This is a genomic window from Pseudomonas sp. YuFO20 (assembly GCF_035064975.1).
GTDB lineage: Bacteria > Pseudomonadota > Gammaproteobacteria > Pseudomonadales > Pseudomonadaceae > Aquipseudomonas > Aquipseudomonas putida_AE.
The window spans coordinates 127424-148078 of sequence record NZ_JAXDEO010000001.1 but is presented as its reverse complement, the minus strand read 5'-3'; the positions used below and the strand labels follow the sequence as shown (position 1 = coordinate 148078).

Here is a 20655-nt window from a genome sequence, read left to right as displayed (position 1 = left end):
TAACCAGCTTGCTCAAAGCCATGGCCTGGAAACTGAGACGGTGCTCACACTTGGCCGTATTGCTGCCCATGGCGCAACCAGCGGTCGAGTAATGGGCTGACATGCTCAGGCCAGCGTTCCAGCAAGGCCTGGGCGGCGTCGCGTACGGCGGGCAGCAGATCGGCGTCGCGCATCAGGTCGGCGACCTTGAATTGGAGCAGGCCGGTTTGCCGGGTGCCGAGCATTTCGCCGGGGCCGCGCAGCTCGAGGTCCTTTTCGGCGATCACGAAGCCGTCGTTGGTTTCGCGCATGATACCCAGCCGCTGGCGTCCGATCTGTGACAACGGCGGATGATAGAGCAGCACGCAATGGCTGACCGCGCTGCCCCGTCCGACGCGGCCGCGTAACTGGTGGAGTTGCGCCAGGCCCAGGCGTTCGGGGTTTTCGATGATCATCAGGCTGGCATTGGGCACGTCGACGCCGACTTCGATCACGGTGGTGGCGACCAGCAGCTGCAGGTTGCCCGCCTTGAACTGGGCCATCACTTCGGCTTTTTCGGCAGGTTTCATGCGGCCGTGAATCAGCCCCACTTTCAACTCGCCGAGGGCCGCGGTGAGGTCTTCGTAGGTGGTTTGCGCGGCCTGGCAGGTCAACTCTTCCGACTCTTCGATCAGCGTGCATACCCAGTAGGCCTGACGCCCTTCGGCGCACGCACCCCGTACCCGTTCGATGACTTCGACGCGCCGTGTATCGGTGATCAGTACGGTGTTCACCGGGGTTCGGCCAGGTGGCAACTCATCGAGGATCGAGGTGTCGAGGTCGGCGTAGGCGCTCATGGCCAGGGTGCGAGGGATCGGTGTGGCAGTCATGATCAACTGATGCGGGCACATGCGCCCGCCGACCCCTTTCTGCCGCAACGCCAGGCGTTGTTGCACGCCGAAACGGTGCTGTTCATCGATGATCACCAGCGCCAGGTTCTGGAACTGCACTTCGTCCTGGAACAGCGCGTGGGTGCCTACCACCATGGGTGTGCCGTTGGCGATCTGCTCCAGCGCGCTCACACGGTTCTTGCCCTTGAGCTTACCGGCCAGCCAGGCGACTTCGATGCCCAGCGGTTCGAGCCAGCGCTTGAAGGTGATGTAGTGCTGCTCGGCGAGAATCTCGGTCGGTGCCATCAGCGCGACCTGATAACCCGCCTCCAGGGCCTGCAGGGCGGCAAGCGCGGCGACCACTGTCTTGCCGGCGCCGACGTCACCTTGAATCAGGCGCAGCATCGGCTCGTGCTGACTGAGGTCGTAGGCAATTTCGTTGCCGACCCGCTGCTGTGCGCCTGTGGGGCTGAAGCCGAGGTTGGCCAGGTACTTGCCCGGCAGCCGGGTGGCCTTGGGCATCGCCGGTGCGCGCAGCGAACGCATGCTCTCGCGCAGCCGTTGCTGGGACAGTTGATGGGTCAGCAGTTCTTCGAAGGCCAGGCGATGCTGGGCCCAGTGATGACCCAGGGCGAGTTCGTCCACATCGGCATCGGCAGGCGGGTTGTGCAGGTAGCGGATCGCATCGGCCAGCGGCGCCAGTTGGTAATCCCGGGCCAGCTCCTTTGGCAGCCAGTCGGGCAGGCTGCTGGGGCCGAGCAGGGTCAGGGTTTGCATGCACAGCTGGCGTAGGCGCTGTTGAGTCAGGCCTTCGGTGAGCGGGTACACCGGGGTCAGGGTTTCATCCACGGGCGGCGGTTCGTCGCCGGTGATGGCGCGGTATTCCGGGTGGTAGATCTCCAGCCCCGAGGCGCCGGGCCGCACTTCGCCGTAGCAGCGAATCCGTGTGCCACGCTTGAGGCCTTCTTTCTGTGCGTTGCTGAAATGGTAGAAGCGCAGGCTCAGGCCGCCGGTGCCGTCCTGCATGCGCACGACGAGGCTGCGGCGCCGGCCCATGACCACGTCGGCGCCGCTGACGGTGCCTTCGACGACGGCGTCCTGTCCCGGTCGCAAGTGGCCGATCGGCACCACGCGGGTGCGATCCTGGTAACGCAGCGGCAGGTGAAACAGAACGTCCTGGAGATTTTCCAGGCCGACCTTGGCGAGTTTTTCGGCCATGGCTTCGCCAACACCCTTGAGTGCCGTCACCGACACTTGCGACAACTCGGTCATGGCGTTGCTTAACCCGCCGTTACCGGTGCCGCGGGTTTGGCCACCGAGCACAGGCGAATGGAATCAGCGAGGATTTCAATGGCCTTCGGCCGCGGGAAGCTCGCACGCCAGGCGATGGCCACGGTGCGATAGGGCGCTGGTGGCGACAGCGGGCGAACTTCGATCACGCCGGGGGCGTAGTGATGGCTATCGACTGCCGACAGCGGCAGGATCGAAATGCCGAGGCCGGAAGCCACCATGTGGCGGATGGTTTCCAGTGAGCTGGACTCCACCGTGGTGTGCTTGGCGCCGTCGTTGCCCTTGGTCAGGGTCGGGCAGGCTTCGAGTACCTGATCGCGGAAGCAATGGCCTTCGCCGAGCAGCAGCAGGCTCTTGTCGTTGAGCAGGCTGGCGTCGATGGTTTCTTTCTGTGTCCACGGGTGCTGGGCCGGCATCAGGACATAGAACGGCTCGTCATAGAGCTGCAAGGTCAGCACGTCGGCTTCGTTGAACGGCAGGGCGATGATGATCGCGTCGAGCTCGCCGTTGCGCAGTTTGTCGCGCAGCACGTGGGTGAAGTTTTCTTCGATGTACAACGGCATCTGCGGGGCAACCCGGTGCAGTTGCGGAATCAGGTGCGGAAACAGGTACGGGCCGACGGTATAGATCGCACCGACCTTCAGGGGGGCGGTGAGCTGGTTCTTGCCGGCCTGGGCCAGTTCGCGGATGCCTTGGGCCTGTTCAAGCACTTTTTGCGCCTGGGCGACGATCCCTTCGCCGACCGGGGTCAAGCGCACGGCGCTTTTGCTGCGCTCGAAAATCAGCACACCGAGTTCGTCTTCAAGCTTTTTCACGCCCACCGACAGGGTTGGCTGGCTGACGTGACAACGCTCGGCGGCATGGCCGAAGTGCTGTTCTTGGGCGAGGGTAACGATGTAGCGTAATTCTGTGAGGGTCATAGCAAGCGTCCATGAAGTTGCAGGCCAAGCATACCGGCTGCAATCGATAGACGCACGTTATCAGACTGTGTGTGCCGCGTGACACAGGGCGATGCAAAAGGCAAAAAAGATCGCAGCCTGCGGCAGCTCCTACACGGGTTACTGCGATCCCTGTAGGAGCTGCCGAAGGCTGCGATCTTTTGATTTGTTGCGTTTACCGCCGACGCTTCTCCAGCGAATAAACAAACGGCGCAACAATTTCGATGGAGCCATTGGTCAGCATGTCTGCCGGTGGCTTGGGCAGCGGTTGCGCGCGGCGGATCATTTCCAGGGTTGCCCGGTCCAGGTCCGCGGTGCCGGAGGCACCCACCAGCTCAAACGACAGCACGTTGCCTTCCCCATCCACCACAAAGCGCAGCCGGTTCATGCCTTCCTTGCCCCGAGCCTGTGCACTGGCCGGGTACTTCTTGTACTTGGCCAGGTGGGCGAGCAGGGTGCCTTGCCAGCTCGCTTTGGCGGCCAGTTGAGCAGGGGACGGACCCGGCGCAGGCTGGGCGGATTTCTCCGTCGGAGCCGGGGTCGGTGGCGCCTCGCTCGGCTTGGCTTCCGACGGTTTTTCCTTCGGCGGCTCGGGCTTTTTCTCTACCGGCTTGGGCGGTTGCGGCTTCGGCTTGGGTTTGGCCGGCTTGGGCACGGCAATTTCGGCCTTCGGCGCTTCGGCAAGCTTGGGTATCGGCAGTTCTTCAACCGGAGCGGGTGGTTGCGGTGGCGTGACGACCTTCGGCGGTGCAGGCGGTGGCGGGGCGGGAACCGGCGCCAGCTCGACCATCATTGCCTGGGGCGGCAATTCGATGGGCGGGTGGGCGGTCCAGTTCACAGCCAGCGCGATCGCCAGCGCGTGAATGCCCAGCACAATCGCCAGGCTACCGCTGTAACGCGTCAACTTATGGCGCGTAGTGATCATTTCTTGGCTGCCGTCTCAAGTCCGACCAGGCCCACCTTCAGGTAACCGGCGGCACGCAGATTATCCATCACGCTCATCAGGTCGCCGTAATCCACACCTTTATCGGCCTGGAAGAAGATCGTCGTGTCTTTCTTGCCCTGGGTCCTTGCGTCGAGCGTGGCGCCCAGTGCTTCGGCCTTCACTTCGTCTTCGCCAAGGAACAGGCGCTGGTCAGCCTTGACGCTGAGGAACACCGGTTTCTCCGGCCGCGGCGCCGGTTTGGCGGTGGACGCAGGCAGGTCGACCTTGATGTCCACGGTGGCCAGCGGAGCCGCCACCATGAAGATGATCAGCAACACCAGCATCACGTCGATAAACGGCGTGACGTTGATTTCGTGGTTTTCGGACAGATCGTCGTCTGCCCCTTCTTTCAAATGCAGGCCCATGGCCGATTACCCCACTTTCACCATGTGCGGATGCGAGCTGCGCTCGGGCTGGTGGTCGAGGTCGCGGCTGACCAGCAGCAGGACTTCTGCCGACGCATCGGATACCTGCGCCTTGTAACCGGCGATGGAGCGGGCGAACACGTTGTAGATCACCACCGCAGGGATCGCTGCAACCAGGCCCAGTGCGGTCGCCAGCAGGGCTTCGGCGATGCCGGGGGCGACGACGGCGAGGTTAGTGGTCTGGGTCTTGGCGATGCCGATGAAGCTGTTCATGATGCCCCATACGGTACCGAACAGGCCGACGAACGGCGCGGTGGAACCGATGGTGGCGAGCACGCCAGTGCCGCTGCTCATGTTGCGACCGCAGGCCGCCACCAGGCGCTCAAGACGGAAGCTGACGCGTTCCTTGATGCCTTCTTTCTCGCGGCTGCTGGCCGACAGATGCATTTCTTCCAGGGCGTCATGAACCAGCAGGTTGGCCAGGGTGCCTGGTTTGGTCGCCGATGCGGCGGCTTCCTTGAGCGTGGCGGCTTTTTTCAAGTGCACGATTTCAGTGCGCAGACGACGCTTGGCACCCATCAGCTCAAAGCCTTTGGCGATCCAGATGGTCCAGGTGATGATCGAGGCGATGGCCAGGCCGATCATCACGATTTTCACGATGATGTCGGCGTTCTGGTACATGCCCCACGGCGACAGGTCATGGGCCATGCCCAGGGTGTTGTCGGCTTCGAGGACTTCGGGAGCGTCTTCACCGATAGCATCTGCCGGTACTGCCTGGGCAGGATCGGTGGCGGCCGGGGTCACTGCCGGAGCGGTATGATCGGTCGGCGCAGGTACGGCGGCCGCAGCCGGGGTGGCGGGGGCTTGTGCGTCAGCAAAGGTGGCGGTTGGCGCCAGCATCAGGCTGAGTAGCAGGGCGGCCACCGCGCTCCAGGCGCGAGGTCGTTTGGTTGGCGAAGCGGAGAGTTGATTACGTGTCATGCTGGGCCGGACCTGAGAGGAAAAGACAGTTAATGTTCTTCCAGGCCTCGTGAGGCCGAGAACAAAGTGGTCCGCATTATTGCAATTAATTCTTGTTAACAGAAGTAATAGCGTCTCTTTTTTTCCTGTATTGCTAGCCGCTCGTCCATTGCCAGCGCTGGTTTGTCCCTTTTTGAGGAGAGTTTCCTGATGTCCGCACCCTCTGTTTTGATCGCCGGTTGCGGTGATGTCGGCAGTCGCCTGGCCACGCAATTGCTGGCTGGCGGGTGGGAGGTCCATGGTCTGCGCCGTGACGTTTCGCGCCTGCCCGACGGCGTTGTCGGGGTGGCCGGCGACTTGTTCGACAAAGAATGTCCAGCGACCTGGCCGGTCGGTGCGGTGGATTACCTGGTGTATTGCGCGGCCGCCACCGATCACGATGAGGCCGGTTACCGCGCCGCCTATGTCCAGGGCCTGCAGCATGTGCTGGAGTGGCTGGGCGACTATGGGCAGGTGCCTAATCGCCTGCTGTTCGTGTCCAGCAGCAGTGTCTACGGCCAGCAGCAGGGCGAGTGGATTGACGAGGCGTCGCCAGCCGTGGCGGCGGGTTATTCAGGGCGTGTGATGCTCGAGGCCGAGCAGATTGCGCTCAACAGCGGCATCCCGGCCAGTATCGTGCGATTGACCGGCATCTACGGCCCGGGTCGCGAGTGGTTGCTGACTCAGGTTCGCCGGGGGTATCGCGTGGCGGTCGATCCACCGCTTTACGCCAATCGAATTCATGCCGATGACGCCGCCGGGCTGATGGCCTGTCTGCTCGAGGCGGATCGGCGTGGCGTGGCACTGGATGACGTTTATATAGGCGTTGACGACGCGCCCGCAGCGCTGGCGGATGTGGTGGGCTGGCTGCGTGAATATCTGGGGGTGACCGAATGGGCGGAGGACGCCACTGTGCGCCGTACGGGGAGCAAGCGTTGCAGCAATGCGCGGGCGAGGGCGTTGGGTTGGGTGCCGAAGTATCCGAGTTTCCGCGAAGGTTATGCAGCGATCATTGAAGGGCGTTGCTGATTTGTAAACGCCACAAATCCCTTGTAGGAGCGAGCTTGCTCGCGAAAGCGGCCTAACAGGCAACAAATTGTTGAATGTTATGGCCTCTTCGCGAGCAAGCTCGCTCCTACAGGAGTTATGTGTTGCTTATTGCTTTTCCAGCAACCACTTGCGGTTACCCGGCGTGTACTGGGGCATTTCGTCTGCCTGGGCGGCATTCACGGCCTGGAAAATTTCCAGTTCCTTGCCTTTGCGGGCAAAGATCCAGGGGTTTCCCTGGCCATTGAGTTGCAACCACATGTTGTCGTTGCCACCGCTCATCGACGCACAGTCACCCGCCAGGCACAGGGCATAACGATCGGCTTCCGGCAGCCCGATGACCTGGCCGTCGGCCTGGAATTGCACGCTATTGCCTTCGCCGGGGCCGCTGACGACCTTCCAGCTACCGCCCATGTACGCCGTGTACAGTGCGCGTTCGAAGCTGGCGCCCATCGGTGCACCATCCGGAACCGGAATCGGCGCGCGGTCGAAGACCTGCTCGGGTTCGTTGTCGCTGGCGGCCTGGCTCAGCTGCTTGCCGTCTCGCTTGAGCTCGCTGGCAGAGCTGCCATAAAAGTCGACTTTCCAGGCGCCGGACTGCTCGCCCAGCAACTTGCCTTCGACATTTTCAAAACCATTGGTGTAGCGGGCCTGGCTGGCCTTGGTGTTGACGTCCCACTCCAGGTTCGGACCATAGGCCTGGAGGGCTTCACGCAGGGGGCCGCCTTTGGCCGCAGCATCGATTGCCGCCTGGTTGATCCAGGTGCCACTGATATCACGGTCGGCAGGGTTGCTGGCACAACCGCCCAAGAACAGGGCGACCAGCGAGAGGGCTAGCGCAGCGCGCATGGTGGAATCCTTTCAAAACGCTTTTTATACATACGGCAGCGGCGCAGCCTTCATAGGGCTGCGCCGGACGTATTACTCGATGACCAGGATGGCATCCATTTCAACCTGCGAACCCTTTGGCAGGGCGGCTACGCCGATGGCGGCGCGGGCAGGGTAAGGCTGGTCGAAGTACTTGCCCATGATCTCGTTGACCTTGGCGAAGTGGCTCAGGTCGGTGAGGAAGATGTTCAGCTTGACGATGTCCTTGAAAGAACCGCCAGCGGCTTCAGCCACGGCCTTGAGGTTCTCGAACACCTGGACGGTCTGGGCTTCGAAGCCTTCGACCAGTTCCATGGTTTTCGGGTCCAGGGGAATCTGGCCCGACATGTAGACGGTGTTGCCAGCCTTGATCGCCTGGGAGTAAGTGCCGATGGCGGCCGGGGCCTTGTCGCTGGTGATAACAGTCTTGGTCATGAATGACTCCTTGTAAGGGGATGGCTTAGGCGCGCATGCGGGTGATGCGAATCACCCCGGTCAGGGCGCGCAGTTTCTTGATCACGCGGGCCAGGTGCACACGGTCGTGTACGCTGACCACCAGTTGGACCACGCTGATGCGACCATCGCGTTCATCCATGCTGATTTTCTCGATGTTGCCGTCGGCCGCGTTGACGCTGCTGGCCAGCAGGGCGATCAGGCCGCGCTGGTGTTCCAGCTCGACGCGCAGTTCGACGTTGAATTCGCCGGTGACATCCTTGGCCCACGAGAGCTGGATGCATTTTTCCGGGTTGTGGCGGATTTCGCTGATGTTGCGGCAGTTGTCCAGGTGCACGACCATGCCTTTGCCGGCGGACAGGTGGCCGACAATCGGGTCGCCCGGGATCGGCGTGCAGCACTTGGCGTAGCTGAGGACCAGGCCTTCGGTGCCACGAATCGCCAGCGGGCCTTCCGGACTTGGCAACTGCTCGCCTTCGCCCAGCAGGCGCCGAGCCACCACATAGGCCATGCGATTGCCCAGGCCGATGTCTTCGAGCAAATCTTCGATCAGTTCCAGGCGGTACTCGGCGAGCATCGCCTTGACGCGCTCTGCCGGGATTTTTTCCAGCGAGCTGTCGAAACCGTTGAGCACCTTGTTCAGCAGGCGTTCGCCCAGGCTGATGGACTCGGAACGGCGCTGCAGTTTCAGCGCATGGCGAATATGCGTGCGTGCCTTGCCGGTGACCACGAAGTTGAGCCACGCCGGGTTCGGCCGTGCGCCCGGAGCGCTGACGATCTCGACCGTGGAACCGCTTTGCAGCGGTTCGGACAGCGGCGCGAGGCGACGGTTGATCCGGCAGGCAATGCAGCTGTTGCCGACGTCGGTGTGCACCGCGTAGGCAAAGTCGACCGCCGTGGAGCCCTTGGGCAGCTCCATGATCCGGCCTTTGGGCGTGAACACGTAGACCTCGTCCGGGAACAGGTCGATCTTCACGCTCTCGATGAATTCCAGCGAGTTGCCGGCACGTTGCTGCATTTCCAGCACGCCTTTGACCCACTGGCGCGCACGGGCGTGGGTGCCTTTTGGCTGCTCGTCGCCGCTGGATTTGTACAGCCAGTGGGCAGCGATGCCGTTGTTGGCCATCTCTTCCATTTCACGGGTGCGGATCTGGATCTCGATCGGTACGCCATGCATGCCGAACAGCGTGGTGTGCAGCGACTGATAGCCGTTGGCCTTGGGGATCGCGATGTAATCCTTGAAGCGCCCCGGTAATGGTTTGTACAAATTATGTACAGCGCCCAGTACGCGGTAGCAGGTATCGACCTTGTCGACGATGATCCGGAACGCATACACGTCCATGATCTCGTTGAAGGCCCGGCGCTTGCCGCGCATCTTCTTGTAGATACCGTAGAGGTGTTTTTGGCGACCGCTGACCTCGCCCTGGATGCCATCGATGGCCAGGCAGTGGCTGAGGGATTCTTCGATCTTGTTGACGATTTCCTTGCGGTTACCCCTGGCGCGCTTGACTGCCTGGTAGATCCGCGCGGAACGCATCGGGTGCATGGCCTTGAAGCCGAGGTCTTCGAATTCTATGCGGATGGCGTGCATGCCCAGCCGGTTGGCGATGGGCGCATAGATTTCCAGGGTTTCCTTGGCGATGCGCCGGCGCTTTTCGCCAGACAGCACTTCCAGCGTGCGCATGTTGTGCAGGCGGTCAGCCAGCTTGACCAGGATCACGCGAATGTCGCGGGCCATGGCCATGGCCATTTTCTGGAAGTTTTCAGCCTGGGCTTCGGCCTTGGTCTCGAAGTTCATCTGGGTCAGTTTGCTGACCCCGTCGACCAGTTCGGCCACGGTTTCGCCAAATTGCGCTTGCAGCGCTTCCTTGGCAATGCCGGTGTCTTCGATCACGTCATGCAGCATGGCCGCCATCAGGCTCTGATGGTCCATGTGCATGTCGGCAAGAATATTCGCCACCGCAAGGGGATGCGTGACGTACGCCTCGCCGCTACGGCGGCGTTGGCCGTCGTGGGCTTGTTCGGCGTAGAAATACGCTCGGCGGACCAGGTTGACCTGGTCTTTGCCGAGGTAGGTCGATAAGCGATCGGCGAGGGCGTCTATGCTCGGCATGATGTCTCCTGCCGTAAGCTTTTATCCCGCGCCGTGCTACGTCGACCAGGCATAGGCTTAGACGGCCTCGTTGGACTCGTCCTCGAATGCAGCGAAAAGCGGTTCATCTTCAACGATTTCGGCTTCGGCGATAGCTGCGTAGTCGATCAGGCCTTCAGCGATTTCACGCAGGGCGACGACGGTAGGCTTGTCGTTTTCCCATGCTACTTTCGGCTCTTTGCCGCCGGTGGCCAGTTGACGGGCACGCTTGGTAGAGAGCATGACCAGCTCAAAGCGGTTATCCACGTGTTCTAGGCAGTCTTCAACGGTTACGCGGGCCATGGTCTTCCTCGTAGCAAATGCAATATGCGCGCTGCCCGGATGGGCAAGCGGACTCAACAGTTTAAAAAATCACCAGCGATTAGGGAAGCGCTGATTTTTTGACCAAGCCCTTCAACGCGCTGCAAGTGCCAATGTAAAGCCCTTGCAGCTGTTTTGGGAAGCCCTCTTTAGCCGAGCAATTCAGCCAGCAATTTGCCAAAACGTTGCTGCTGGCGTTTCTGCTGCAGCTGATTGGCGCGGAAAATCGCCTTCAGATCGTGCAGCGCGTGGGCGAAATCGTCGTTGATGACCAGGTAGTCGTAGTCGACGTAGTGGCTCATTTCGCTGACGGCTTCGCGCATCCGGCCGTCAATGATCTCGTCACTGTCCTGGCCACGGTTGGTCAGGCGCTGGTGCAGGGCCTGCAATGACGGCGGAAGAATGAAGATCGAGCGGGCCTGGGGCATCAGCTTGCGCACCTGCTCGGCGCCTTGCCAGTCGATTTCCAGAATCAGGTCGTGGCCTTCATCCAGGGTCTGTTGCAGGTGGCTTTGCGAAGTGCCGTAGAGATTGCCGAATACTTCGGCGCGCTCGAGGAAATCGCCGTGCTCGATCATCTTCACGAACTCGCTGCGGTCGACGAAGTGATAGTTCACGCCATTCACTTCACCGGGACGCATGGTGCGGGTGGTGTGGGAGACCGAGACGCGGATCTCCGGATCGGCGTCGGTCAGGGCCTTGACCAGGCTGCTCTTGCCCGCGCCGGAAGGGGCGGAAATGATGTACAGGGTGCCAGTGCTGTGGGTCATGTCGGGGTTGCCTTACTCAATATTCTGCACTTGTTCGCGCATCTGCTCGATCAACACCTTGAGGTTGACCGCAGCCTGGGTGCTGCGCGGGTCGAAGGCTTTGGAGCCCAGTGTGTTGGCTTCGCGGTTGAGCTCCTGCATCAGGAAATCCAGGCGCCGCCCGGCGGCACCGCCGGACTTGAGCACCCGACGAACTTCGATGATGTGAGTGCTCAGGCGATCCAGTTCTTCGGCGACGTCGCTTTTCTGCGCGAGCATGACCATTTCCTGCTCCAGGCGCTGCGGGTCCATCTCGGCCTTCATGTCGGCGAAACGGTCGAGCACTTTCTGGCGCTGGGTGGCGAGCATTTGCGGAACGAGCTCGCGCAGGGTCACCACGTCTTCTTCGATGGACGACAGGCGCTCGTTGATCAGTCGCGCCAGCTCCGCGCCTTCGCGCTCGCGGCCGGCCTTGAGTTCCTTGAGGCCCTGGTTGAACAGTGCCAATGCCTCGGCGTTCAGCGCTTGCGGGTCGCTTGCATCGCCCACCAGTACGCCGGGCCACGCCAGGACTTCGAGCGGGTTCAGCGCCGCCGGATTCTTGATCAGGCTGGCGATCGTCTCGGCGGCTGCAACCAGTTGCGCCGCGCGTGCCTGATCCACTTGCAACGCTTTGCCGGTGTTTTCTTCGGTAAAGCGCAGGGTGCATTCGAGCTTGCCCCGCGATACGCCCTGGCGCAAGGCTTCACGGACGGCGCCTTCAAGGTCGCGAAAGGATTCCGGCAGGCGCAGGTGGGGTTCGAGGTAACGGCTGTTGACCGAGCGCAGTTCCCAGCTCAGGGTGCCCTGGACCCCGGCTTTCTCGACGCGGGCAAAGGCGGTCATGCTGTGCACCATGGAGGGACCTCGCAATGCAGATCGGCGCGCAACTGACGTTCCGCCGATCCGATATCAATGAATTTAAGCTGACGGGCAGCAAAGGCGCAGGATTGTAGCGCAGTGGCGTGGATGCGCCCAAACACAGGGTGTTACAAAGGCCTGCTCGTCGTCGGTTGCGGGCCGTGCAGAGCCTTCGCTGGTCCGAGGAGTTTTTTAGAAGTGCCCAGTCGGGGCTGGCGGCTCTATAATGCTCCGCAGTTTTCCGTCCCCGTACAGGTATCCCTTATGAAACGTCCAAGTGGTCGCGCTGCCGATCAGCTCCGCTCGATCCGCATTACCCGCAACTACACCAAACACGCCGAGGGATCCGTGCTGGTCGAGTTCGGCGACACCAAGGTCATCTGCACCGTCAGCGTCGAGAACGGCGTGCCGCGGTTCCTCAAGGGCCAGGGCCAGGGCTGGTTGACGGCCGAGTACGGCATGCTGCCGCGCGCCACTGGCGAGCGTAACCAGCGTGAAGCCAGCCGCGGCAAGCAAGGCGGGCGTACCCTGGAAATCCAGCGCCTGATCGGCCGTTCCCTGCGCGCTGCGCTGGACATGTCAAAGCTGGGCGACGTCACCCTGTACGTCGACTGCGACGTGATCCAGGCTGACGGCGGTACACGCACCGCGTCCATCACCGGCGCCATGGTTGCCCTGGTCGATGCCTTGAAAGTGATCAAGAAGCGTGGCGGCCTCAAAGGTGGCGACCCGCTCAAGCAAATGATCGGTGCGGTATCGGTGGGCATGTACCAGGGCGAACCTGTGCTCGACCTCGACTACCTGGAAGACTCGGCTGCCGAGACCGACCTGAACGTGGTGATGACCAGCACTGGCGGCTTCATCGAAGTCCAGGGCACTGCCGAAGGCGCGCCGTTCCAGCCTGAAGAGCTGAACGCCATGCTGGAACTGGCGAAAAAAGGCATGAACGAAATCTTCGATCTGCAAAAGGCTGCACTGGCTGACTGATCGAATAGCCACGGACAAGGAGGACGCCATGGGTGACGAGCAACAGTTGCTTCCCGCACCGAGCAAAGAAGTTCGGCAGTGGGCAATGTTTTGTCACTTGTCCGCCTTGCTGGGCATCTGGATTCCGTTCGGCACGCTGCTCGGCCCGCTGGTTCTGTGGCAGATGAAGCGCGAGATGGACCCGTTCATCGACGCACAGGGCAAGGAGGCGCTGAACTTTCAGATCACCGTCGCCATTGCCTCCGCCATTTGCTTACTGCTGATGCTGGTGATTATCGGGTTTTTCCTGTTTGGGCTGGTGGCGATCGGGGCGCTGGTCTTGACCATCATTGGCGGCGTAAAAGCCAATGAAGGGGTGCCTTATCGGTATCCGTTCACCTGGCGGCTGATCAAGTAACCCAGAAAAGAATCTCGATTTAAAATGAATGCCCCGACCTGTCGGGGTATTTTTTTAAACTCAATTTAGTCACAAACTGCAATGGTTCAATACGGGCCATGTGCTTGGCAATGAGACTTGGCGATTGTTAAAGTCCGCACTAAGTTATATTCACTAAGAAATATTTCGATACATTCAGACCATTGAGGGTCCCTGAATCTAAAACAAATCAGTGTTGAGATGAATCAACCTGTTCATGCGGCGTGTCCAGGTAAAAAGTTCGCCCATGAATGTAATTCAAGGAAACCATTAATGATTGAGCTCGATTTTTATGGAACACTTGTCGCCGCCTCTTTAGTTTTGTTATTGGGGCGCGGTCTCGTTGCACGTTTCGGTTTTTTACGCACTTATAATATCCCGGAACCTGTAGCTGGCGGCCTGGTGGTGGCCCTGGTTCTTTTGTTTTTGCGAGGCCTTGATGTTCAAGTTAGATTTGATACCTCGCTGCAAACTCCGTTGATGTTGGCGTTTTTTGCCACCATTGGCTTGAGTGCAGACTTCGCCAGCCTGAAGAAGGGCGGACGCGTAGTGGGGATTTTCCTGCTGGCGGTCACCGGACTACTGGTGGTCCAGAATGCCATGGGCATCGGACTCGCAACGACTCTGGGGCTCGATCCTTTGATGGGCTTGCTGACAGGCTCGGTTACCTTGGCCGGCGGCCACGGTACGGGTGCTGCGTGGGGAGCGACGTTCAGTGAGAAGTTCGGACTGGCGTCCGCTTCTGAACTGGCGATGGCCTCTGCGACCTTTGGCTTGGTGCTGGGAGGTTTGATTGGTGGGCCTGTTGCTCGCCTGCTCATCAACAGGGTTCAGGCACCTGGCCTTGAGCAAGATAAGCCACGGCTGCCAAAGGGCTTCGAGCAGCCGAATAAAGAGCGCTCGATCACGGCCTTTTCGTTTATCGAGACACTCGCACTGATTTCGGTCAGCTTGCTGGCAGGCTCCCTCCTCAATGGACTGCTACACGAAACCGCGTTTGAATTGCCGACTTTCGTTTGCGTATTGTTTGTGGGCGTACTTTTACGCAACGGGCTTTCAGCGCTTGGTGTGTATCAGGTGTTTGAGCGTGAAGTTTCGGTGCTGGGGAATGTCAGCCTGTCACTGTTTCTGGCGATCGCCTTGATGTCGCTCAAGTTGTGGGACTTGGCGGCACTTGCTTTGCCGTTCTTCATTATCTTGGCCGTGCAAACTTTGGTCATGGCACTGTTTGCGATATTCGTGACGTTCAGGGTCATGGGCAGTAACTACGATGCGGCCGTATTGGCGGCAGGGCATTGCGGTTTCGGACTGGGGGCTACGCCAACTGCTATCGCCAACATGCAAGCGGTGACACAGCGCTACGGACCGTCTCAAATAGCGTTCCTGGTGGTGCCAATGGTGGGTGCTTTCTTCATCGACATCATTAATGTAATTGTAATAAAGATGTACCTTGCTCTGCCGTTATTTGCCGCTGCCTGAAGTTCAGGTTACATCCGGCCATAAAAAATGCCCGTATCTTGCGATACGGGCATTTTCCTTTACCGGCCAGACTCAGATAGTCAGCGTCCAGTCGTAGTCCACGATCAACGGCGCGTGTTGCGAGAACCGTGGCTGACGTGGCAGGCGCGCACTGCGTACGAAGCGGCGCAGGCCCGGGGTCAGGATCTGGTAATCGAAGCGCCAGCCGAGGTTGAGCATTTCGGCCTGTTCGTTATCCGGCCACCAGCTGTACTGGTCACCTTCACGGCTGACTTCGCGCAGGGCGTCGACATAACCCATGTTGCCGACAATCTCGTCCATCCAGGCCCGTTCAGGCGCCAGGAAGCCCGGAGATTGCTGGCTGTCACGCCAGTTCTTGATGTCCAGTTTCTGTTGCGCCACGTACAGCGAGCCACAATAAATGTACTCGCGGCGTTTGCGCCGCTGCTTGTCCAGGTATTTGGCGAAGTCGTCCATGAGCTTGAACTTCTGGTTCAAGTCCTCATCGCCGTTCATCCCGGAAGGAAGCAACAGGGTTGCAATACTGACTTTGTCGAAATCTGCTTGCAGGTAGCGCCCGTAGCGGTCCGCCGTCTCGAAACCGAGACCGCTGATGACAGCCTTCGGTTGCAACCGCGAGTACAAAGCCACGCCGCCTTGGGCGGGAACTTCGGCGTCGCAGGCATAAAGGAAGTATCCATCCAGTTGGAAGGCTGGATCGTCCAGTTCAAAGGCGGAGGCACGGGTGTCCTGCAGGCAGATGACGTCGGCATTCTGTGCCTGCAGCCAACTGAGCAAACCTCGCTCGACTGCAGCCTGAATACCATTGACGTTCACACTGATGATCCGCATAAATGGCCCCAAAAATCGCGTGCGTGTATGATACACGGCGTCAACCTAATTAGCTAAATCCGTGGTATTTGGGGTTTTTTTCATGCAAGCGTATCAGCGCGATTTCATTCGTTTTGCCATCGATCGCGGCGTTTTGCGCTTCGGTGAGTTCACCCTGAAGTCCGGGCGCACCAGTCCTTACTTCTTCAATGCGGGCCTGTTCAATTCGGGTTCGGCCCTGGCGCAGCTGGGTCGGTTCTACGCCGCAGCCATTGCCGAAAGCGGCATTGCCTTCGATGTCCTGTTCGGCCCGGCCTACAAAGGCATCCCGCTGGCGGCAACCACCGCCGTTGCACTGGCCGAGCATCACAACCGTGACCTGCCATGGTGCTTCAATCGCAAGGAAGCCAAGGCCCACGGTGAAGGCGGCAGCCTGGTCGGCGCACCGCTGACCGGCGAAGTGCTGATCATCGACGACGTGATCACGGCCGGCACCGCGATCCGCGAAGTGATGCAGATCATCGCTTCCCAGGACGGCGCCAAGGCGGCCGGCGTGCTGATCGCCCTGAACCGCCAGGAGCGTGGCAACGGTGAATTGTCAGCGATCCAGGAAGTGGAGCGTGATTTCGGTATTCCGGTGATCAGCATCGTTTCGCTGAACCAGGTACTGGAATTCCTGGCCGACGATCCGCAGCTCAAGCAACACCTGCCAGCCGTAGAAGCCTACCGCGCCCAATTCGGCGTGTAACACGGTCCCCCGCAGGCAAAAAAAGACCCCGTTCAGCCAAGCCGAACGGGGTCTTTTTTGTGGGTGCTGCTTATGGACGCTTGCGATTGCTGATCAAGGTGCCCACACCGGTGTCGGTGAAGATTTCCAGCAGGATCGCGTTAGGCACACGACCGTCAATGATCAGCGAGCTGCCCACGCCGCCCTGGACCGCTTCCAGTGCACAACGGATCTTTGGCAGCATGCCGCCATAGATCGTGCCGTCGGCGATCAGGTCGTCGACCTGCTGGGTGGTCAGGCCGGTCAGGACCGTGCCCGATTTGTCCATCAGGCCCGCGATATTGGTCAGCAACATCAGTTTCTCGGCTTTCAGCGCCTCGGCCACCTTGCCGGCCACCAGGTCGGCGTTGATGTTGTACGACTCGCCATTGGCGCCAACGCCGATTGGCGCGATCACCGGGATGAAATCACCTTTGACCAGCAGGTTCAGCAGATCGGTATTGATACCGACTACTTCGCCGACATGGCCGATATCGATGATCTCCGGGGTAGTCATCTCCGGTGTCTGGCGGGTGACGGTGAGCTTCTTCGCACGAATCAGCTCGGCGTCCTTGCCGGTCAGGCCGATGGCGCTGCCGCCGTGACGGTTGATCAGGTTGACGATGTCCTTGTTGACCTGGCCACCGAGGACCATCTCGACCACGTCCATGGTCGCGGCATCGGTCACGCGCATGCCGTCGACAAAGTGGCTCTCGATCGACAGGCGCTTGAGCAGATCACCGATTTGCGGGCCGCCACCGTGAACCACGACCGGGTTGATACCCACGGCCTTCATCAACACGATGTCGCGGGCGAAGCCGGTCTTGAGCTCCTCGCTTTCCATCGCGTTGCCGCCGTATTTGATCACCAGTGTCTTGCCGACATAGCGGCGAATGTAAGGCAGCGCTTCGGACAGGACCTTGGCGGTGTTGGCGGCGGCTTCGCGTTCGAGGGTCATTCAGGGCTCCGGGTGAATCAGAACGGTAGTTGGAGATCAGGTGCAACACGCTTCAACTGGGCGTGGAAAACGTCCTTGATGCGTTGCAATTCAGCCTCGTCATCGGCCTCGAAACGCAGGACCAGCACCGGTGTGGTGTTGGAGGCGCGAACCAGGCCCCAGCCTTTGGCATAGTCGACTCGCACGCCGTCGATAGTGGTCAGGTCGGCGCCTTCGCCCCACTTCGCGTCGTGCAATGCATCAATGATGCTGAATTTGCTCTCTTCGGTCACATGGATATTGATCTCTGGCGTAGAAATATCGTTCGGGAAGGTCGCGAACAGCTCCTCCGCCGTGGATTTTTCCTTGCTGAGGATTTCCAGCAGCCGTGCGGCGCTGTAGATGCCGTCGTCGAAACCGAACCAGCGCTCCTTGAAGAAGATGTGCCCGCTCATTTCGCCGGCCAACAGGGCGCCGGATTGTTTCATTTTCTTCTTGATCAACGAATGACCGGTCTTCCACATCAGCGGACGACCACCGTATTCCTTGATCAACGGGATCAGGCGACGGGTGCATTTGACGTCGAAAATGATTTCCGCATTCGGGTTGCGTGCCACCACATCGCGGGCGAAGAGCATCAGCAGGCGATCCGGGAAGACGATGCTGCCGGTGTTGGTCACTACGCCGACGCGGTCGCCGTCGCCGTCGAAAGCCAGGCCGATATCAGCGTTGGTTTCCTTGACCTTGGCGATCAGGTCGACGAGGTTTTCAGGCTTACCCGGATCCGGGTGATGGTTGGGGAAGTTGCCATCGACTTCACAGAACAACGGGATGACTTCGCAGTTCAACGCTTCGATCAATTGCGGGGCGATCACGCCGGCCGCGCCGTTGCCGCAGTCCACCACGACTTTCAGGCGGCGGGCCAGCTTGATGTCCTGGACGATTTCGGTGGTGTAGCGGTCGAGGATTTCGACCTGGGTGATGCTGCCCTTGCCGCTGGTCAGGTTGTTGGTCTTGAGGCGGTCATGCAGGGCCTGGATCTGTTCATTGGCCAGGGTATCGCCGGCAATGACAATCTTGAAACCGTTGTAATTCGATGGGTTGTGGCTGCCGGTGAGCATCACGCCAGACTTGCCCGCCAGCACATTGGCCGCGTAGTACAGCGCCGGGGTCGGCACCAGGCCGACGTCACTGACGTGGCAACCGCTGTCGGCCAGGCCCTGGATCAGTTGTTCAACCAGCTCCGGGCCGGACAGGCGACCGTCACGGCCAACGGAAACGTTCGGTTCATCCTGGGCCAGGCTCTGGGCACCGATGGCGCGACCGAGCCAGTAAGCCGTTTCGGCGTTGAGAAATTCCGGGACTGTGCCGCGTATGTCATAGGCGCGGAAAATGCTGTCGGGGAACTTGGGGGCAACGCGCACTGGGGTGCTCATCTGGGGTAATGCTCCATCTTGAAAGTGGCTGGACAGGCCGGCGAATGACTCGCCGGCAGGTTCAAACTGAAAGGTATGACGGCGTTTTTCGCGCAGAGTTCGTGGTGCGAAAAGGCCATGCCAGCGACGCGAGCGGCTTCTTGGCCGATCAATCCCTTGATTTCAGGCGTGTAGATAAGGTGTCAGTGGCTTCCGGAATGACCGAAACCGCCGGTACCACGCTGGGTCTCGACGAACTCTTCGACCATCTCGAAATGTGCCTGCACAACCGGTACCAGCACCAGTTGCGCCAGGCGTTCGCCGACGGCCATGGTGAAATCGGTCTGGCCACGGTTCCAGCACGAGACCATCAGCGGACCCTGGTAGTCGGAGTCGATCAGCCCGACCAGGTTGCCCAGGACGATGCCGTGCTTATGGCCCAGGCCGGAGCGCGGCAGGATCAGCGCTGCCAGGTTCGGATCGCCGATGTAGACCGACAGGCCAGTGGGGATCAGTACGGTTTCACCCGGCTTGATCACGATGTCCTGCTCCAGCATGGCGCGCAGGTCGAGGCCGGCGGAGCCTGGCGTGGCGTACTGCGGCAGCGGGAATTCGGTACCGATGCGGGGGTCGAGGATCTTGGCTTGCAAAGCGTGCATGTAAATTAAACCTGGTTCAGACGTTCGGCGATAAAAGTGATCAGCTGGCGAGCAATCTTGCTCTTGCTGGTCTGGGCGAAGAGTGTGGCGTGAAGCTCACGGTCGATCACGCTGCAGGCGTTTTCTTCGCTGTTGAAGCCAATGCTCGGGTTGGCGACGTCGTTGGCGACGATCAAATCGAGGTTCTTGTCTTTCAGCTTGCGGGCAGCGTAATCGAGCAGGTGTTCGGTCTCGGCGGCGAAACCGACACTGAACGGACGGTCGGGGCGTGTGGCGATGCTGGCCAGGATGTCCGGGTTGCGTACCATTTGTAGCAACAAGCCGTCGCCGTTCGTAGGATCTTTCTTGAGTTTCTGTGGGGCGACGACTTCCGGGCGGTAGTCCGCGACCGCTGCGGAGGCGATAAACAAGTCGCAGGGAATCGCCGCTTCACACGCGGCGAGCATGTCGCGGGCGCTGACGACGTCGATGCGCGTAACACGATCCGGCGTTGGCAGATGCACCGGGCCGGTGATCAGGGTGACGCGGGCGCCGGCTTCCACCGCCGCTTCGGCCAGGGCAAAGCCCATTTTTCCGGAGCTGTGGTTGGTGATGTAGCGCACCGGGTCGATGTTTTCCTGGGTCGGGCCGGCGGTGATCAGCACGTGCTTGCCGGTCAGGGCCTGGCGCTGGAAGCAGTCTGCCGCGCATTGGGCCAGTTCCGTGGCTTCGAGCATGCGCCCCAGGCCAACGTCACCGCAGGCCTGGCTACCGGAGGCCGGACCGAAGGCTTTGATGTCACGGCTTTCGAGGGTTTGCAGGTTGGCCTGGGTGGCCGGGTCGCGCCACATGGCCTGGTTCATCGCCGGTGCGACGGCAACCACGGCGTCGGTCGCCAGTACCAGCGTGGTCAGCAGGTCATCGGCAATGCCTTGGGCCAGTCGCGCGATCAGATCGGCGGTGGCGGGGGCGATCAGCACCAGATCGGCCCATTTGGCCAGTTCGATGTGGCCCATCGCGGCCTCGGCCGCCGGGTCCAGCAGGTCCAGGTGGACCGGGTGCCCGGACAGGGCCTGCATGGTCAGTGGCGTGATGAACTCAGCACCGCCACGGGTCATGACCACGCGCACCTCCGCGCCCTGATCGATCAGGCGGCGAACCAGGTCGGCGCTCTTGTAGGCAGCGATACCGCCGCCGACGCCCAGAACAATGCGTTTCCGATACAGCCGCTGCATAGGCCTGCCTTTCATTTCGTTGATGACTGCGTTGCGATACCCCCTCCCCAGGAGTGAAA

General features: G+C 60.6%; 20 protein-coding genes and 1 pseudogene. 5 read left to right on the top strand and 16 right to left on the bottom strand.

All coding sequences use genetic code 11. The annotated features are described in order from the left end of the window. Positions 1-44: 44 nt before the first annotated feature. From recG to exbB, 5 genes are all read right to left on the bottom strand, one after another. Positions 45-2120, bottom strand: a complete 2076-nt coding sequence (gene recG, locus SOP85_RS00735; protein ID WP_274073728.1) for an ATP-dependent DNA helicase RecG — start codon at positions 2118-2120, stop codon at positions 45-47. Positions 2121-2128: 8 nt separating this feature from the next. Beyond that, entirely contained in the window at positions 2129-3058 is a 930-nt protein-coding gene (locus SOP85_RS00730; protein WP_274073727.1) for a hydrogen peroxide-inducible genes activator, read from the bottom strand. A gap of 193 nt (positions 3059-3251) precedes the next feature. After that, complete coding sequence (locus SOP85_RS00725; RefSeq protein WP_323625725.1) at positions 3252-4001, bottom strand: energy transducer TonB; 750 nt, start codon at positions 3999-4001, stop codon at positions 3252-3254. Continuing rightward, complete coding sequence (exbD, locus tag SOP85_RS00720; RefSeq protein WP_008064483.1) at positions 3998-4426, bottom strand: TonB system transport protein ExbD; 429 nt, start codon at positions 4424-4426, stop codon at positions 3998-4000. The genes SOP85_RS00725 and exbD overlap by 4 nt, the downstream gene beginning before the upstream one ends. 6 nt (positions 4427-4432) lie before the next feature. After that, a complete protein-coding gene (gene exbB, locus SOP85_RS00715) occupies positions 4433-5407 on the bottom strand; it encodes a tonB-system energizer ExbB (protein ID WP_323625724.1) in 975 nt (324 codons plus the stop codon). 189 nt (positions 5408-5596) lie between these two features. On the opposite strand from exbB, the gene SOP85_RS00710 reads away from it, so the two are divergent. Further along, entirely contained in the window at positions 5597-6454 is an 858-nt protein-coding gene (locus tag SOP85_RS00710) for an SDR family oxidoreductase (protein WP_274073724.1), read from the top strand. 126 nt (positions 6455-6580) lie between these two features. On the opposite strand, the gene SOP85_RS00705 is transcribed toward SOP85_RS00710, so the two are convergent. The 6 genes from SOP85_RS00705 to SOP85_RS00680 form a co-directional block, all read right to left on the bottom strand. Beyond that, the gene (locus tag SOP85_RS00705) at positions 6581-7321 is read right to left on the bottom strand and encodes a hypothetical protein (protein WP_274073723.1); all 741 of its coding nucleotides are present in this window, start codon (positions 7319-7321) and stop codon (positions 6581-6583) included. Positions 7322-7393: 72 nt separating this feature from the next. After that, on the bottom strand, positions 7394-7774 hold the full coding sequence (locus tag SOP85_RS00700; RefSeq protein ID WP_003229509.1) for a RidA family protein: 381 nt from the start codon (positions 7772-7774) through the stop codon (positions 7394-7396). A gap of 25 nt (positions 7775-7799) precedes the next feature. Continuing rightward, positions 7800-9905, bottom strand: a complete 2106-nt coding sequence (gene spoT, locus SOP85_RS00695; RefSeq protein WP_008062824.1) for a bifunctional GTP diphosphokinase/guanosine-3',5'-bis pyrophosphate 3'-pyrophosphohydrolase — start codon at positions 9903-9905, stop codon at positions 7800-7802. 57 nt (positions 9906-9962) lie between these two features. After that, positions 9963-10226 carry a DNA-directed RNA polymerase subunit omega gene (rpoZ, locus tag SOP85_RS00690; protein WP_007921129.1) on the bottom strand — a complete coding sequence of 88 codons (264 nt, stop codon included), beginning with the start codon at positions 10224-10226 and terminating at the stop codon, positions 9963-9965. Positions 10227-10393: 167 nt separating this feature from the next. Continuing rightward, entirely contained in the window at positions 10394-11014 is a 621-nt protein-coding gene (gmk, locus tag SOP85_RS00685) for a guanylate kinase (protein WP_274073722.1), read from the bottom strand. Positions 11015-11026: 12 nt separating this feature from the next. Continuing rightward, positions 11027-11890, bottom strand: coding sequence for a YicC/YloC family endoribonuclease (locus tag SOP85_RS00680; RefSeq protein ID WP_323625722.1), 864 nt, complete (start codon positions 11888-11890; stop codon positions 11027-11029). Between the two features lie 267 nt (positions 11891-12157). Between SOP85_RS00680 and rph the strand changes: the two genes are divergently transcribed. From rph to gltS, 3 genes are all read left to right on the top strand, one after another. Then, positions 12158-12880, top strand: coding sequence for a ribonuclease PH (gene rph, locus SOP85_RS00675; protein WP_047535109.1), 723 nt, complete (start codon positions 12158-12160; stop codon positions 12878-12880). Positions 12881-12908: 28 nt separating this feature from the next. Further along, positions 12909-13277: a DUF4870 domain-containing protein gene (locus SOP85_RS00670; RefSeq protein ID WP_274073720.1), complete on the top strand. Its 369-nt coding sequence runs from the start codon at positions 12909-12911 to the stop codon at positions 13275-13277. A 291-nt stretch (positions 13278-13568) separates the two neighbouring features. Then, positions 13569-14774, top strand: a complete 1206-nt coding sequence (gene gltS, locus SOP85_RS00665; RefSeq protein WP_323607399.1) for a sodium/glutamate symporter — start codon at positions 13569-13571, stop codon at positions 14772-14774. A gap of 72 nt (positions 14775-14846) precedes the next feature. On the opposite strand, the gene SOP85_RS00660 is transcribed toward gltS, so the two are convergent. Beyond that, complete coding sequence (locus SOP85_RS00660; RefSeq protein ID WP_008062840.1) at positions 14847-15626, bottom strand: exodeoxyribonuclease III; 780 nt, start codon at positions 15624-15626, stop codon at positions 14847-14849. Positions 15627-15708: 82 nt separating this feature from the next. Between SOP85_RS00660 and pyrE the strand changes: the two genes are divergently transcribed. Further along, positions 15709-16353 carry an orotate phosphoribosyltransferase gene (gene pyrE, locus SOP85_RS00655; RefSeq protein WP_007975175.1) on the top strand — a complete coding sequence of 215 codons (645 nt, stop codon included), beginning with the start codon at positions 15709-15711 and terminating at the stop codon, positions 16351-16353. A 70-nt stretch (positions 16354-16423) separates the two neighbouring features. Here the strand turns inward: pyrE and argB are convergent, their stop codons facing one another. The 4 genes and pseudogenes from argB to coaBC all read right to left on the bottom strand — a co-directional run bounded on the left by argB (position 16424) and on the right by coaBC (position 20596). Then, the gene (gene argB / locus SOP85_RS00650) at positions 16424-17329 is read right to left on the bottom strand and encodes an acetylglutamate kinase (protein WP_008047078.1); all 906 of its coding nucleotides are present in this window, start codon (positions 17327-17329) and stop codon (positions 16424-16426) included. Between the two features lie 17 nt (positions 17330-17346). Further along, a pseudogene (locus tag SOP85_RS00645) lies at positions 17347-18750 on the bottom strand (phosphomannomutase/phosphoglucomutase); the annotation flags it as partial. 176 nt (positions 18751-18926) lie between these two features. Beyond that, complete coding sequence (dut, locus tag SOP85_RS00640) at positions 18927-19382, bottom strand: dUTP diphosphatase (protein WP_047535088.1); 456 nt, start codon at positions 19380-19382, stop codon at positions 18927-18929. A gap of 5 nt (positions 19383-19387) precedes the next feature. Beyond that, positions 19388-20596 carry a bifunctional phosphopantothenoylcysteine decarboxylase/phosphopantothenate--cysteine ligase CoaBC gene (gene coaBC / locus SOP85_RS00635; RefSeq protein WP_008054605.1) on the bottom strand — a complete coding sequence of 403 codons (1209 nt, stop codon included), beginning with the start codon at positions 20594-20596 and terminating at the stop codon, positions 19388-19390. Positions 20597-20655 lie beyond the last annotated feature (59 nt).